This window comes from Pedobacter sp., assembly GCF_045628745.1.
Lineage (GTDB): Bacteria > Bacteroidota > Bacteroidia > Sphingobacteriales > Sphingobacteriaceae > Pedobacter.
On the sequence record NZ_JAZQPU010000156.1, the window covers coordinates 22,246 to 36,313 of the forward strand.

The 14,068-nt window shown below is 44.0% G+C and carries 12 protein-coding genes; all 12 read left to right on the top strand.

The genetic code is table 11. The features are described from left to right. Positions 1 to 8: 8 nt before the first annotated feature. Positions 9 to 1,187 carry a CDP-glycerol glycerophosphotransferase family protein gene (locus ACR2F7_RS06430; RefSeq protein WP_432712759.1) on the top strand — a complete coding sequence of 393 codons (1,179 nt, stop codon included), beginning with the start codon at positions 9 to 11 and terminating at the stop codon, positions 1,185 to 1,187. A 28-nt stretch (positions 1,188 to 1,215) separates the two neighbouring features. Continuing rightward, on the top strand, positions 1,216 to 2,442 hold the full coding sequence (locus ACR2F7_RS06435) for a CDP-glycerol glycerophosphotransferase family protein (protein WP_432712760.1): 1,227 nt from the start codon (positions 1,216 to 1,218) through the stop codon (positions 2,440 to 2,442). Further along, positions 2,439 to 3,545 carry a glycosyltransferase gene (locus tag ACR2F7_RS06440; protein ID WP_432712761.1) on the top strand — a complete coding sequence of 369 codons (1,107 nt, stop codon included), beginning with the start codon at positions 2,439 to 2,441 and terminating at the stop codon, positions 3,543 to 3,545. Before ACR2F7_RS06435 ends, ACR2F7_RS06440 begins: the two co-directional genes overlap by 4 nt. Continuing rightward, positions 3,542 to 4,714, top strand: coding sequence for a hypothetical protein (locus ACR2F7_RS06445; protein WP_432712762.1), 1,173 nt, complete (start codon positions 3,542 to 3,544; stop codon positions 4,712 to 4,714). The genes ACR2F7_RS06440 and ACR2F7_RS06445 overlap by 4 nt, the downstream gene beginning before the upstream one ends. 160 nt (positions 4,715 to 4,874) lie before the next feature. Then, positions 4,875 to 6,350, top strand: a complete 1,476-nt coding sequence (locus tag ACR2F7_RS06450; RefSeq protein ID WP_432712763.1) for a glycosyl hydrolase family 28-related protein — start codon at positions 4,875 to 4,877, stop codon at positions 6,348 to 6,350. A 384-nt stretch (positions 6,351 to 6,734) separates the two neighbouring features. Further along, positions 6,735 to 8,168, top strand: a complete 1,434-nt coding sequence (locus tag ACR2F7_RS06455; protein WP_432712764.1) for a glycosyltransferase family 4 protein — start codon at positions 6,735 to 6,737, stop codon at positions 8,166 to 8,168. Beyond that, complete coding sequence (locus ACR2F7_RS06460) at positions 8,149 to 8,784, top strand: sugar transferase (protein WP_432712765.1); 636 nt, start codon at positions 8,149 to 8,151, stop codon at positions 8,782 to 8,784. The genes ACR2F7_RS06455 and ACR2F7_RS06460 overlap by 20 nt, the downstream gene beginning before the upstream one ends. Before the next feature lie 4 nt (positions 8,785 to 8,788). Continuing rightward, positions 8,789 to 9,541, top strand: a complete 753-nt coding sequence (locus ACR2F7_RS06465) for a formyltransferase family protein (protein WP_432712766.1) — start codon at positions 8,789 to 8,791, stop codon at positions 9,539 to 9,541. Between the two features lie 5 nt (positions 9,542 to 9,546). Beyond that, positions 9,547 to 10,674, top strand: a complete 1,128-nt coding sequence (locus tag ACR2F7_RS06470; protein WP_432712767.1) for a DegT/DnrJ/EryC1/StrS family aminotransferase — start codon at positions 9,547 to 9,549, stop codon at positions 10,672 to 10,674. Then, entirely contained in the window at positions 10,665 to 12,671 is a 2,007-nt protein-coding gene (locus tag ACR2F7_RS06475; RefSeq protein ID WP_432712768.1) for a polysaccharide biosynthesis protein, read from the top strand. Before ACR2F7_RS06470 ends, ACR2F7_RS06475 begins: the two co-directional genes overlap by 10 nt. Positions 12,672 to 12,695: 24 nt before the next feature. Then, positions 12,696 to 13,640: an MraY family glycosyltransferase gene (locus ACR2F7_RS06480; protein ID WP_432712769.1), complete on the top strand. Its 945-nt coding sequence runs from the start codon at positions 12,696 to 12,698 to the stop codon at positions 13,638 to 13,640. Positions 13,641 to 13,730: 90 nt separating this feature from the next. Next, positions 13,731 to 14,068 (top strand): hypothetical protein (locus ACR2F7_RS06485; protein WP_432712770.1); only part of this gene is annotated, 338 nt, incomplete at its 3' end.

A 14,068-nucleotide genomic window follows, 5' to 3' on the forward strand; every position in this document is an offset into this window, starting at 1 on the left:
TAAAAACAATGCACTTAACAAAACTACGTCAAATCGTAAGGCGGATCTTTCACGGCCTCAATCAATTGCTTCCTAAAACCCGCCGTGCCATCATTGTGGGCTTCCCCAATGCAGAGAGCAGTGCCATTGCTGTTGCCAACCATATCTATGAAAAATATAAGGTGCCCGTTTATTATGCCACCTCCTATAAGGCCAATGATTTCCCCGAAGGACTGTTGTTTCCTGGCATCAAGGTCATTCAGCGCAACGGTACTTATTTCAACTATTTGCTTTTTCATTACCGGTATATGCGCAGTAAATACCTGTTTTTTACCCATGGAGGGGTATTTGATAGCTTCCCGGCCACGCAAATTGCCACCAATATCTGGCATGGGGTGTTGTACAAAAATGTAGGTTTACTCGATGGCAGAACCGGTGTGAAGGCGGATGTAACGGTGGGCACTTCTGAGCTCACCAGGGATATGTTTTCCAGGGCCTTTGGCGTGCCTGCGGAAAGTGTGTATTTATCCGGTTACCCGCGGAATGACCTTTTAATTAAAGCAAACCAGAATAAAAAGGCCGTTCGCCAGCGCATAGACCCTATGTTTAGCAAATATGATAAGGTGATCATCTGGATGCCCACCTACCGGAAGCGGACTTTTATTTACGACCGGGAGGATGGCAAAGAAACTGGCAATCCCTTTTATATAGAAGATTTCAACCTTTTGTATTTCAATGAGCTGTTGCGTAAAAACAACTGTTTGTGTATCGTCAAGCCACACCCTATGGCTATAAAATATAGCAATTCCAGTCCATCAGAGAACTTGCTGTTCATTGATGATGCCTGGATATCACAGCATCACATCACGTTATATGACCTGGTGGGGGCCAGTGATATCCTTTTGTCTGATGTGAGCTCGGTGATGATCGATTATTTATTAATTGACCAGCCAATTTTATGTATCAGCACAGATTTTGAGGCCTATAAAAACAGCAGGGGATTTTATTTTGAAGACATAGAGCAGTGGTTGCCGGGGCCTGTTCTGGACGACCAGTATGAGTTTTTCAAACAGTTGTCAGATTTACTGACCGGGCTGGAAGATCCTTATGCTGCAAAAAGGAAACTACTGAAGGCAGCATTTTTTAGTTCTGCCGATGCGCATAGTACAGAAAGGCTGGTGAGCCATGTCTTTAAATTAAAGAAATAGCAAAGAGATCCAAGATGAAGAAATAATAATGAGATACAAGACAAGTCTATTGAAGAAGATCAGGCAAAAGGTCTTATCGGCAGTGAACAAGGTTTTGCCGAAAACAGATCGCGTATTGGTGGTCGGGTTTCCGAATGTAGAGAGCAGTGCCATTGCTGTAGCCAATTATATTGCGGCCAATTACACGCTGCAGGTCACCTATGTGGTTAACCCGAACTTAAAAGATCATCCACGGGGCATGTTATGGCCGGGCATCAGGTTGATCCATAGTACAGGGAGCCTGAAAACGCAGCTTTCCTATTTCCTTGAACTCTGCAGCAGCAAATACCTGTTTTTTACTCATGGCGTTTACCTCACCGATTTCAGCAAATCGCAGGTGGTGACCAATATCTGGCATGGGGTGTTGTATAAAAAAATAGGGATGCTGCTTGGGGCGAGGGCCATTCCTGCAGACATTACCGTGGGCACCTCCGCCTTGACGGTGCCTATGTTTGCCTCGGCATTTGGTGTTCCCCCTGGCAAAGTATTTATTTCCGGCTACCCGCGCAACGACATCATGCTACATTCCAAATTGCTGAAAGACAAATTAAAGCATAAGATCAATCCGGCGCTGAATACCTATAAGCAGCTGTTGATCTGGATGCCTACATTCCGCAAGAATGACCATAAAGAAGCCTGGCAGGATGGTGTAGAAAGTGGCAACCCTTTTTATATTCCAGATTTTGATGTCGACCAGTTTAACCAGGTTTTGGCTGCACACCATGCCTATTGCTATGTAAAGTCGCACCCTATGGCGGTTAAATACCCACAGGACAAGACGTGGAGCCACCTGTGTTTCATTGACGATGGCTGGATTTCCGACCATGGCGTTACGCTGTATCACTTGTTGGGCTGCACAGACGTTTTGATTTCTGATGTTTCGTCGGTGGTGATCGACTATTTACTGATGGACCAGCCCATTTTATGTGTCAGCACCGACCTGGAAGTGTACAAGCAAAACAGGGGATTTTATTTTGATGATATCGAGCAATGGCTGCCGGGGCCGGTGCTGAACAGCCAGGAGGCATTTTTCCAGGCCTTAGACAAAGTGTTGAAGAAAAGTATGCAGCTGAATGCTGTAGATGGGGAGGGAACAGAGCTGCCCGAAGATGCTGCGGCGAAAAAAAGACAAGAACTGAAACAAGCTTTTTTCACTTATACCGATGCCAATAGCACGGCACGGTTAGTTCAACAAGTTTTTAAGTTACAGAAATGAAGATTCTACATTTAACCAATAACTTAGGCTCGGGGGGCTCGGAGAAGCTCCTGACAGATATCCTGCCCTTGATGAAAGAAGAAGGGCATGAAGTACACCTGGCCTATGCCAATGCCAACCGGAATGTTGCCGTTTACGAGCAAACCTTGCGCAAGGAAAAGATCAGGCTCATCGATTTTGGCCTGACTTTTTATAACCCTTTGCTGCTGTTGAAACTGGTGCTGCTGCTGCAGAGAGAAAGTTACGACATTGTGCATGCCCATATCTTTCCTACGCAATACTGGCTGGCCATGGCGGCTTATTTAAAACCCGCAAAAACGAGGCTTGTTAAAACCGAGCACAATGTTTTCAACAACCGGCGCAAGCGGAAACAGCTGCTGCGTTTAGAAAGGTGGGTTTACCAGCGCTATGCCAGCGTCATCGCCATCACGGCAGAGGTTGCTGAGGCTCTTGAAACCTGGCTGGGCAATTATTCACAAATTGTGGTCATTCCTAATGGGGTCAACCTGCGGCAGCTGCAGCAAATCCGTGAAGGCGGTGATGCTCAGCAGCAAAATGCCTATGATTTTTTAGACCCCGAACATTACAACCTGCTCATGACGGGCAGGTTCAATGGTCATGCGAAGGATCAGCAAACCTTAATCAAGGCCTTGCGCCTGCTGCCAGAAAACTTCCATCTTTTTTTTGCGGGCGAAGGAGAGTTGATGAATGAAGCAAAGGAGCTGGTCAAAAAGCTGCAATTAACGGACAGGACGGTTTTTTTGGGATTGCGCACAGATGTTTACCAGCTGATGAATGCGGTAGACCTGAATGTGCTGTCTACAAAATATGAAGGCCTTTCGGGGGTTACCTTAGAAGCCTTAGCCTCGGGCAAGCCCTTTATAGGATCCGATGTACATGGGGTCAATACTATTGTGCCCGATGGAAGGTTTTTATTTCCGCCGCAAAAACCAGATCAGCTGGCCGCAAAGGTGGTAGAAATTGCGATGAAGCCCGCATTAGCAGCAGACATGGTGAAAACAGCACTGGCCCATGTTACCCAATTTGACATCAGCCATATGGTCCGCAAATATTTAGCACATTACCAGCAAGTCAGCTTATGAACGTCTTCGATTTTATCGTTATCCTTATCGTGATCCTCTGGGGAGGCATTGGCATCAGTGCGGTCTATAAAAAGGGCAACCAGTTTTCCAGTCGCGAGATCCTGTTTTTGCAGGGACTTTACACGTTCCATATGCTGGTTTCCCTATTTTTCAGTTCTTACATTTTAAGTAACGGGGGTGATGCCAAAGCTTACTGGTTCATGATGCCCAGGTTCAGCATCTATAACAGCTGGGAATCGTATTACCGCACGGGCACAAGTTTCATCCTTTTCCTCACTTATCCACTGGTCAAATACCTGCAGCTGTCTTTTTATACAGGCGGTTTATTGTTTGCCATGGTGGGTTTCCAGGGGTTTATCTACCTGTACAGCATCATCAGGAAGTTTACGCGCAAACCTGTGCTGCTGTATGGCTTCCAGCTATTCCCTTACATCCTTTTTCTCCCCAACCTGCATTTCTGGTCGGCAGGCATCGGTAAAGATGCACTCTCCTTTTTTGCGATCATGCTATTTTACTATTCCCTTTTCAAATTAAACAAGAAATGGGTATGGGCACTGTTTGCGCTGTTTCTGGCCTACCATGTCAGGCCACACATTGCCTTATTCCTGATCGTTTCCTCTTTTGTGGCTATCTTGATTGATGGCAAAATGAAGTTCAGTGTAAAGGTGGCCTTAGGGCTGGTGATGCTGTTGGGGGCAATCTTCCTGTTCAACAGTGTGGTTCAATTTATGCGTTTAGACGATGTCAGTACGGATTCCATCTCTCAATATTCAGAAACCAAAGCCAATAATTTAACCAAGGGGTCTGGCTCTGCGGTCGCTTTAGCGGGTTATCCCTTCCCCTTTAAAGTATTTACCTTTTTATACCGGCCCTTATTTTTAGATGTCAACAATTCCCTGGCCATCGTTTCCTCTATTGAGAATCTGATGCTGCTGATTCTCAGTGTACTATTGCTGATCATGAAACCCTTTTCGGCCTTTAAAAAGGCACCGATGCCGATAAAATCCATTCTAATTTTCTTTGTCATTTGCACCTGTGCCTTTGCCATTACACTGAGTAATTTAGGGATCATGTTGAGGCAAAAAACACCAGTCATCTGTTGCCTTTTAATATTTATCTTCTGGAGTTTTGCTTACCGGCTTTATTTAAAAAATAAAGTTCATTATTAGCATGTCAGTCATGCCTTTTCGCCCGGTTGTTAGGCTTAAAAAATTACAGTCGCTGTTCATTTAATAAAGTAAAAATCAAACCTCAAAGCCATATTTTACTATAAAGACAGTCATCCGCAGCAGCGCTAAAAATAGACCATATAGCTTGTGAAATTTTAAAATGAAGCAACGAAGATTAGGCATCATTTTTATGGATTATGTTTATAAAGAGAAGAAAATGAAGTATTTATCCTTTATTTTATTGAAGCGCATACCCTCTTCATTAGTGAAGCACTTAGGCTTTTCTTTGGTGAAGCACTTACCTTTTATTTTATTAAGTCTTTTAAGTCTGTTCCCTTTACAACAATTGAGTGCTCAAAGGTTGGCCATTGTGAATGTACAGCGGCATGGGGCAAAAGGTGATGGCGTGACCGACGATTATAAAGCACTTTTATCGGCCTACAATGCCATCAACAAGCAGGGTGGGGGGCAACTGTATTTCCCCAAAGGGCGCTATTTCATCAAACCTTACCATACCAAGGACAATACCGTTCTGGACCTGATCCTGCAAGACTGCAAAATGCTTGAAATCAAAGGCGATCAGGCGATCATTGAAGTCAACGGGGCTTTTCACCGCAGTGCAGAATATAACAGGGGCAAACATTATTACAGTAAAACCTCTTCCATCATCCCTATGGCCTTAAGGAATTGCGACAGTGTTAAAATTTCGGGAATAGAAATCAAGGGGCAGGTAGATAAGATGAGCAAAGACGCAGGTTTGACCGAATCGGGGGGGCATTTATTAACGTTTAACCATTGTTCCAGGGTCAATGTGCAGGATGTTTATGTGCATCATGCACAAACCGATGGCATTTATATCAATAACAAAAGCAGCGATTTCAAGTTTAACAGGGTGCGTTCGTCAAACAATGCAAGGCAGGGCATGTCGATCATTGAACTGATCGGGGGGCGTTTTGAAAACTGTTCTTTCACGGAGACAGGCTTCACCGGAGGAAAATACGGGGGGCATGCACCACAGGCGGGTGTAGATATCGAGCCCAGTACGGTTAAACATGTTGCACGGGATATCAGCTTTTACAAATGCGAGTTTTTAGGCAATAAAGGATCGCAGTTTGTGTGTTCTAAGCCCTTCACCACCACCAATATTACGTTAGACAACTGTACTTTTGCGGCGGGCAAAGGTACCTATCCTTATCAAATGATTTTAACGGCGAAGAACCTGGTCATTAAAAACTCTACGATCGATGTAGGCAAGGGGAGTATTTATCCCGTATGGAGCAGGTATTCTGGAAGCGATGTACAAATCCTGAACTGTAAAATCTCAGGCTCAGGAAAAGGAATTGTGGCGGTTTCCGTAGATCCAGCGAACAAGGTCTTGCTGCAGGGGAATCAACTCACCTACACAGGAAAAACGCTGACTTCCTATTTTCCTTACCTGCAAATGTCGAAGCTGCGGTTTATCGATAACCAGGTTACCATTCCGGCGGCGAGTATAAGGGAAGGGAAGATCACTTCGTTGGTTCAAAAAGCAGAAGTTTCATCGGGAAATGTCTTTAAATCAGGACATCAGCGAATGATTCCAAAAGTCAGCTACGAGGGGAGCCAAAAAGTGAGGGACCAAAAACCAAGACCATAATTGCAAAAAGGTAAGGCTGTGCCATTACGTTATTGTTAAAACACGCTCAAAATATCCTTAAATACGAATATCCAGAATAATTGTGCTATTTGCTATTCAATGAACATTGGAATTTTGAATAGTGATGCTCAAAATATCCTTAAATACGAACATTCAGGAAATTTGTGCTATTCTGCTATATAATAAATATTAAACCACAATAAAACACACGATCAAATTTTAATCACCTTAAATCTAGACAACTTGTTCAAGTCTGATTATAACAATTATAGCCTTACAAATCCTTGTCATTTCTAAAAACCTAATATCTGAATACCTTCTATAATAAGTATCATCAATATCTATATCATATTATTTTCAGGCAATCACCCTAAACAAAAACCCGTGAACAGCCCTAAAAAACTCATCCGGATAACTACCGTTCCACTATCACTGCAAACCCTCATTGCAGGGCAAATGCAGTACATGTCGCAAAACGGCTTTGAAGTCAGCATGATTTCTTCAGATTTTGATGATAAAAAGCAGCTGGCGGAGAAGGAAAATGCCGTGTTTATTCCAGTAGACATGACCAGGACCATTTCCCCATGGGCAGATTTAAAAGCACTTTTCCGTTTAATCAAGGTATTCAAAAAGCTTAAACCCATCATTGTGCACAGTCATACACCAAAAGCGGGGTTGCTGAGCATGCTGGCCGGTAAAATCACAGGTGTGCCTATCAGGTTGCATACGGTGGCTGGCTTGCCGCTGATGGAAAGCAGGGGAAGCAAAAGAAGGCTGTTAGAATTTGTGGAGAAGGTCGCTTATCGTTGTGCCACCAAAGTATATCCTAATTCCATGAAGCTGCAGGATTTTATCCTTCAATCCAAATTTTGTGGAGCAGAAAAGCTGAAGGTCATCGGCAGTGGCAGCAGCAATGGCATCGACAGTAGTTATTTCCAAAGAACGGCGGCCATCGCAGAAAAAGCGAGAGCCATCAAAAAGAACCTCAAGCTGAGCAGTAAAGAATTCGTGTTTATTTATGTAGGGCGATTGGTAAGGGCGAAGGGTGTCGAAGAGTTGGTCAAAGCTTTTAAAAACCTGCAGCAGAAACATCCGCAGGCCATCCTCATTTTGTTGGGCCCCGAAGAAGGCGCGTTGGACCCTTTGTCGCCGCAAACTTTGCAGGAAATTCAAAACAATCGTGCCATCGTGAGGAAAGAATTTGAAGCCGATATCAGGCCTTACCTCAGTTTAAGTCATGTGCTCGTTTTGGCTTCCTATAGAGAAGGTTTCCCCAATGTACCTATGCAGGCGGGCTGTTTTAACCTCCCCTGTATTGTTACCGATATCAATGGCAGCAATGAAATTATCAAAGCCGGGGAGAATGGATTGATTATTCCGGTGAAGGACAGCAAGAGTTTAGAATTTGCAATGGAAAGGTTATTACAAGATAAACTGCTCTATCAAAAACTTGCAGGTAATGCCAGAAGGCTGATTGTGGAGCGTTTTGAGCAGCAGCAAATCTGGGAATTGCTTTTAGCAGAATACCAGGAACACTTAAAAAACCACGAAGAACGCCATCAACAAAACCAAAAAGTAGTCCAACAAAATAATAATAATAATAAAGGTCCTCAAAACAACAATGATCATCAGCAAAACGACCAAAAGACTCAGCAAAGTAATAGCCAGAAAGTAAACAACAATGATCACCAACAAAGCAACCTAAACAATAACCAAAGCAATAATGCTAAGCAAAGCAACAATAAACCTCACCAACAAAACCAAAGCAACCACAAAAAAAACCTAAAACCAAACAACCGTGTACAGGGAAGTCTTTAAAAGACTGCTCGATATCTTCATCAGCAGCATCCTCTTCATCCTTTTATCGCCAGTATTCCTGACGCTGGTGCTCCTGCTAACCATTGCCAACAGAGGTAAACCATTTTTCTTCCAACGGCGGCCGGGCAAAAACGGCAAAATCTTCAGGATCATCAAGTTCAGAACCATGACCAGCAGAAGAAACGGTGAAGGAGAATTGCTATGCGATGCAGAGCGGGTTACTAAGCTGGGCAGTTTCATCAGGCACCGGTCGCTGGATGAAATCCCGCAGCTGCTGAACGTCATCAAGGGCGAGATGAGTTTAGTGGGGCCACGGCCCTTGCTGCCAGAATACCTGCCCTTGTACAATAGCTTCCAAAAAAGGCGGCATGAAGTCAAACCAGGCATTACGGGCTGGGCACAAGTGAACGGAAGAAATGCGATTTCATGGAAACAAAAGTTTGACTATGATGTTCATTATGTAGAACACCTATCCTTTCGATTAGATCTCCACATCTGCTGGCTCACCCTTACAAAGGTCATCCGGAGGGCGGACATCAACCAATCAGGGCAAGCGACCACCATCTATTTTACGGGTAATCAAGAAACACAGATCAGGGACCAAATTAGCAATTAAGGGTATGAGATATGCGTATGCTGGCGACAGAGAAATCAGTGTCCATTTGTTAGAATTTTTGATGGCGCAGGGCTGTGCACCATTGGCCTTGCTGGTCAGTGAGGGCAAGGGGGCAAGCCATGCACAAGAATTGGTAGAAAAAAGCAAGCTCCCAAAAGAAGTGATTTTCAGGGGTAATGAATTTAAAAAAAAAGATGCGATTGCAAGACTTAAAAGCTTAAACTTAGATTATATCATCGGCATTCATTTCCCTTACCTGGTGCCCAAAGCCGTGTTGGACCTGCCAAAGGTGGGGGTGGTCAATTTACATCCTGCATATTTACCCTATAACAAGGGCTGGCATACCCCAAGCTGGGCCATCGTAGAGGGCAAACCATATGGGGCAACCCTGCATTTTATGGAGGAAGCCCTGGACCAGGGCGATATCATCCACCAGAAGCAGGTCACCGTACATGCCAATGATACGGCGAATAGCCTTTACCAGCGGGCCTTACAATTAGAAGAAGAAGTATTTAAGGAAGCCTTTGCAGAACTGCGGAGTTTAAAGCCCCGGCGAAAGCCACAGGCAGCAGCAGGCACGGCACATTTAAAGAAAGACCTGGAGGAACTCAGGAAGATAGAATTAGAAAAGACGTACACCGCAGTAGCGCTACTCAACAAACTACGGGGATTAACGACTAATGACGAAAAAGAGGCCGCTTATTTTGAATACCAGGGTAAGAAGATCGGCGTACAAGTATGTTTTAAAGAATTTTAACCATCATGAATCAGAAAATATGGCTATCCTCACCACATATGGGAGGAGGGGAGCAAAAATACATCAACGAGGCCTTTGAAAGCAATTGGATAGCCCCATTAGGGCCCCATGTAGACCATTTTGAATTAGATTTAGCGGCTTATACGCACGTCAGGTATGCAGCTGCATTGAGCTCTGGCACAGCGGCTTTGCATTTGGCATTAATCATGCTGGGCATCAAGCCTGGCGACGAGGTGATCTGCCAAAGCATGACATTCTCGGCGAGTGCCAACCCTATTGCCTATTTAGGGGCCATTCCGATCTTTGTAGACAGCGAAAAAACGACGTATAACATGTGTCCGGAGATGTTGAAACTGGCCATAGAAGACCGGCTGATGAAGGGTAAAAAACCCAGGGCCATCATCCCGGTGCACCTTTATGGCATGCCTGCACAGATGGATAAGATCATGGAAATCGCCAATTTTTATGGCATTCCGGTGGTGGAAGATGCCGCTGAGGCGCTGGGATCAAGGTTAAACGGTATTTCTGCAGGAGGCTTTGGGCTCATGGGGGTGTTGTCTTTCAATGGCAATAAAATCATTACCACCTCGGGGGGCGGCGCCCTGCTGTCCAATAATAAGTACTATATAGAAAAGGCAAGATTTTTAGCCACACAGGCAAGAGATCCTGCGCCACATTATCAGCATAGTCAGATTGGCTACAATTACAGAATGAGTAACATTTCTGCTGGACTAGGAAGAGGACAAATGGAGGTGCTGGATCAGCATATTGAAAAGCACCGTTCCAATTACGAAACATACCGTTTATCTTTTGAAAACCTTTGCGGTTTAAGTTTATTGCCAGAGCCACCGGGCTATTTCTCTAACAGGTGGTTAACAACACTTTACGTTAACCCGGCCTTAACCGGGGGAGTCACCAAAGAAGACATTATAGCCACCTTAGAAGAGGACAATATTGAGTGCAGGCCCATGTGGAAACCTATGCATTTGCAACCCGTATTTCACACCAGTCCATCGTATTTAAACGGTACCGCAGATGATCTTTTCCGTAATGGACTCTGTTTACCATCAGGCTCTAACCTCTCAGATCAGGACCTGGAGAGGGTAATTTATGGGGTAAAAAAATGCTTTTAACGAAATTGGTTCAATTATTGTTTGAACCTCGGCTTAATACGTTGAAAGGAATGTTTTCGAAAATAGAAATTGTACCGCGTTGGATTATCTTTACGATCGATTTATGTTTGAGTGTCTTCGCCATCGTCATGGCAAAGTTCCTGAAACATAACATGAACATAGAGGATATCAATATGTTAGCCCTCTACCAATCTATTATAGCAGTTGTTATTGTTAATTCTATTGTTTTTGCCAGTTTTAAATCTTACGCCGGTATTGTAAGGTATACCTCCAGTCAAGATTCTTTCCGTATCCTTTCCTCCGTTTTGGCCAGCTCCTTTCTTTTGCTGTTCATCAATACCTTATTCCTTTCCTTTGGTGGGCCCAGCTTCCTCAGCATGGTCGCTATCATCATTTATTCCCTGTTCAACTTCCTGTTTTTAATCACCTATAGAATCTTCGTTAAATATTTCTTTATTTATGTGAAGAATCTGAGCCTGAGCAAAGTAAGGGTCATCATTTATGGTGCTGGCGATGCCGGTTTAGCTACCAAGCGTGCTTTCAATGACGATACCAAATTAGATAAAAGAATTCTTGCCTTTGTAGATGACGATCCGCGCAAGGTGGGTAAAATGATTGAAGGCACACAGATTATAGATGCCAAACACATAGAGCAGCTCATTGCCAAACACCGCTTTGACGAGTTGGTTTTCGCCAGCTTCACCATCCCCAATCAACGTAAAAATCAAATCGTAGATTTATGCCTGGAGCACCAGATCAAGGTGTTAAATATCCCGCCAGCAGATGTGTGGACCAATGGTATTGTTAAGCCAGCGCAAATCCAAAACATTAATATTGAAGACCTTTTAGACCGCCAGCAGATCCAGATCGATATTGAAGGTATCAAAAGTGAATTGAGGGGCAAAACCATATTAATTACAGGCGCTGCAGGTTCCATCGGCAGTGAAATTGTAAGACAGCTGATGAAGTTTGAAGTAGGTCTGACTATTATGTGCGATCAAAACGAAACAGGGCTGCATAACTTATTCTTAGAATTGGAAGAGCGTTATAGCGGGCAGCATTTCCAGGCGGTGATGGGCGATGTAAAAGACAAACAGCGCATGGAATTTATGTTCCAGACCTTTAAACCAGATTACGTTTACCATGCAGCGGCCTATAAACATGTGCCGATGATGGAAGACAATCCGGCGGAAGCTATCAAAACCAATGTATCAGGAACAAAAACCATTGCAGACCTCAGCATTAAATACGGGGTAAAGAAATTTGTGATGATCTCTACCGATAAAGCCGTTAACCCAACCAATATCATGGGGGCGTCTAAAAGAATTGCAGAGATTTATGTACAATCGCTGAACAATTCACTGTACAGCAGAGATACCCTTTACCAAAACGGCTTAAGTTATTTAAACAATCCGGAAATTAAGCCCATTACCAAGTTCATCACCACCAGGTTTGGCAATGTATTAGGCTCCAATGGTTCGGTGATCCCGAGGTTTAAGCAGCAGATTGCCAAAGGAGGGCCGGTTACCGTTACCCATCCAGAAATTACGCGTTACTTCATGACTATCCCAGAAGCCTGTAGACTGGTGCTCGAAGCCGGTTGTATGGGTAAAGGCGGCGAGATTTATATCTTCGACATGGGCAAATCGGTCAAGATTGTAGATTTGGCCAAGAGGATGATTTCCCTTGCAGGACTGGTGCCCGATGAAGACATTAAAATTGTGTTCTCAGGCCTGAGACCCGGAGAGAAATTATACGAAGAACTCCTTAACGATCAGGAAAATACGATGGCTACCCATCATGAAAAAATTATGATCGGCAAGGTGAGGGTTTACCCTTTCAATGCCATCGAAAAGCAAGTACGCACGTTGCTGGATTTTGCTTTAGCCAACGACAACCACCAGGTGGTCACTTTAATGAAAGCGATGTTACCCGAATTCAAAAGTAAAAATTCTAAGTATGAAGAATATGACCATGTTGAAGAAGAAAATTGTTAATTTAGCAGCAATTTCCATTAACCTATGATCTATCTTTTACTGCTGCCTCTCTTTTACTTTTCGATGCTGGTTTACTTTAGAATAGCAGATCACTATCAAATCATTGACAAACCCAATGGCCGGAGCTCCCATAGCGAAGTCACCATTAGGGGTGGAGGAATTATCTATTTAATCGCAGCTTTATTTGCGGTCAATTTACAAGCCCAATACTGGTTACCCCTTTTGGCATTGTTTATCATTGGGGCCATCAGTTTTGCCGACGATCGTTTAACCCTTTCCCGCGGCATCAGGATCTCTTTCCATTTAGTGGCCGTTACCCTGTTATTTGTTTACCTCGGTATTTTCGGCGATTACCCCATCTGGATCATTGCCCTTTTGTATATCGTGGTTATCGGGGTCATCAATGCCTATAACTTTATGGACGGCATCAATGGCATTACGGGCACCTATAGCCTGGTTGTTTTAGCAGGTTTACAATATGTTAACCTGCAGCAGATCCATTTTATTCATGCCGATATGATCTGGCTGCCCATGATGGCCAGCCTGGTTTTCCTTTTCTTCAATTTCAGGGGTAAAGCACGCTGTTTTGCCGGCGATGTAGGGAGTGTAACCATTGCCTTCTGGATTGTATTCTTACTGATGCAGTTGATCATCAACAGTGGCCATTTCGCCTATATCCTGTTTCTGGCCGTTTATGGCGTAGATGCCGTATTGACCATTATCCACCGTTTATTCTTGCGACAAAATATTTTAGAACCCCATCGGCTGCACTTTTACCAGGTGTTAGCCAATGACCAAAGCTGGTCGCATTTACTGATCGCCACGATCTATACCATTTTACAATTGCTGATCATTGCGCTGGTTATTTTTTATCCAACGCAGTTCGGTTTATTGTTTTTCATCAGTACCCTTCCCCTCGTGTTAGTTTATGTTTTGGCAAAGCCAAAGTTGCAGTTAAAAGAAGAGTAAAACATCTTTCTTTGGTGCAATAATTGCGGTTCATGATCATCCACCGTCTATCAGAATATCGTCTACCTCATTTCCATTTAATGATTTACGATGAAGGCAATCGCGGAGAATTCAGAACTCAAGACTTTATTTGCGACCGTCGTTAAGGGCGGTTATTGTATCGGCTGCGGCGCTTGTGCCTCCCTAAGTGGCTCACCGGTCAGCATGCAGTTAGATCAATATGGACTCATGCAGGCTACTTTAGGCCGAGCCGTGCCCAAGCCAGATGGCAATCCCTATTTAGCCGTCTGTCCATTTTCTAACCAGAGTTTAAACGAAGACGAGCTGGGCGCCGCTTTATACAGCAGTGCCGGCAAAAAGGATGAGCACCTGGGTTATGTCATCCAAAATTATGCAGGTTATGTGGCTGAGGGCGATTACAGGGCTAT

Bases quoted from the DNA above. Each gene is read 5' to 3' on its own strand.
- ACR2F7_RS06430 (WP_432712759.1), top strand. From the start codon at position 9: ATGCACTTAACAAAACTACGTCAAATCGTAAGGCGGATCTTTCACGGC.
- ACR2F7_RS06435 (WP_432712760.1), top strand. From the start codon at position 1,216: ATGAGATACAAGACAAGTCTATTGAAGAAGATCAGGCAAAAGGTCTTA.
- ACR2F7_RS06440 (WP_432712761.1), top strand. From the start codon at position 2,439: ATGAAGATTCTACATTTAACCAATAACTTAGGCTCGGGGGGCTCGGAG.
- ACR2F7_RS06445 (WP_432712762.1), top strand. From the start codon at position 3,542: ATGAACGTCTTCGATTTTATCGTTATCCTTATCGTGATCCTCTGGGGA.
- ACR2F7_RS06450 (WP_432712763.1), top strand. From the start codon at position 4,875: ATGAAGCAACGAAGATTAGGCATCATTTTTATGGATTATGTTTATAAA.
- ACR2F7_RS06465 (WP_432712766.1), top strand. From the start codon at position 8,789: ATGAGATATGCGTATGCTGGCGACAGAGAAATCAGTGTCCATTTGTTA.
- ACR2F7_RS06470 (WP_432712767.1), top strand. From the start codon at position 9,547: ATGAATCAGAAAATATGGCTATCCTCACCACATATGGGAGGAGGGGAG.
- ACR2F7_RS06475 (WP_432712768.1), top strand. From the start codon at position 10,665: ATGCTTTTAACGAAATTGGTTCAATTATTGTTTGAACCTCGGCTTAAT.
- ACR2F7_RS06480 (WP_432712769.1), top strand. From the start codon at position 12,696: ATGATCTATCTTTTACTGCTGCCTCTCTTTTACTTTTCGATGCTGGTT.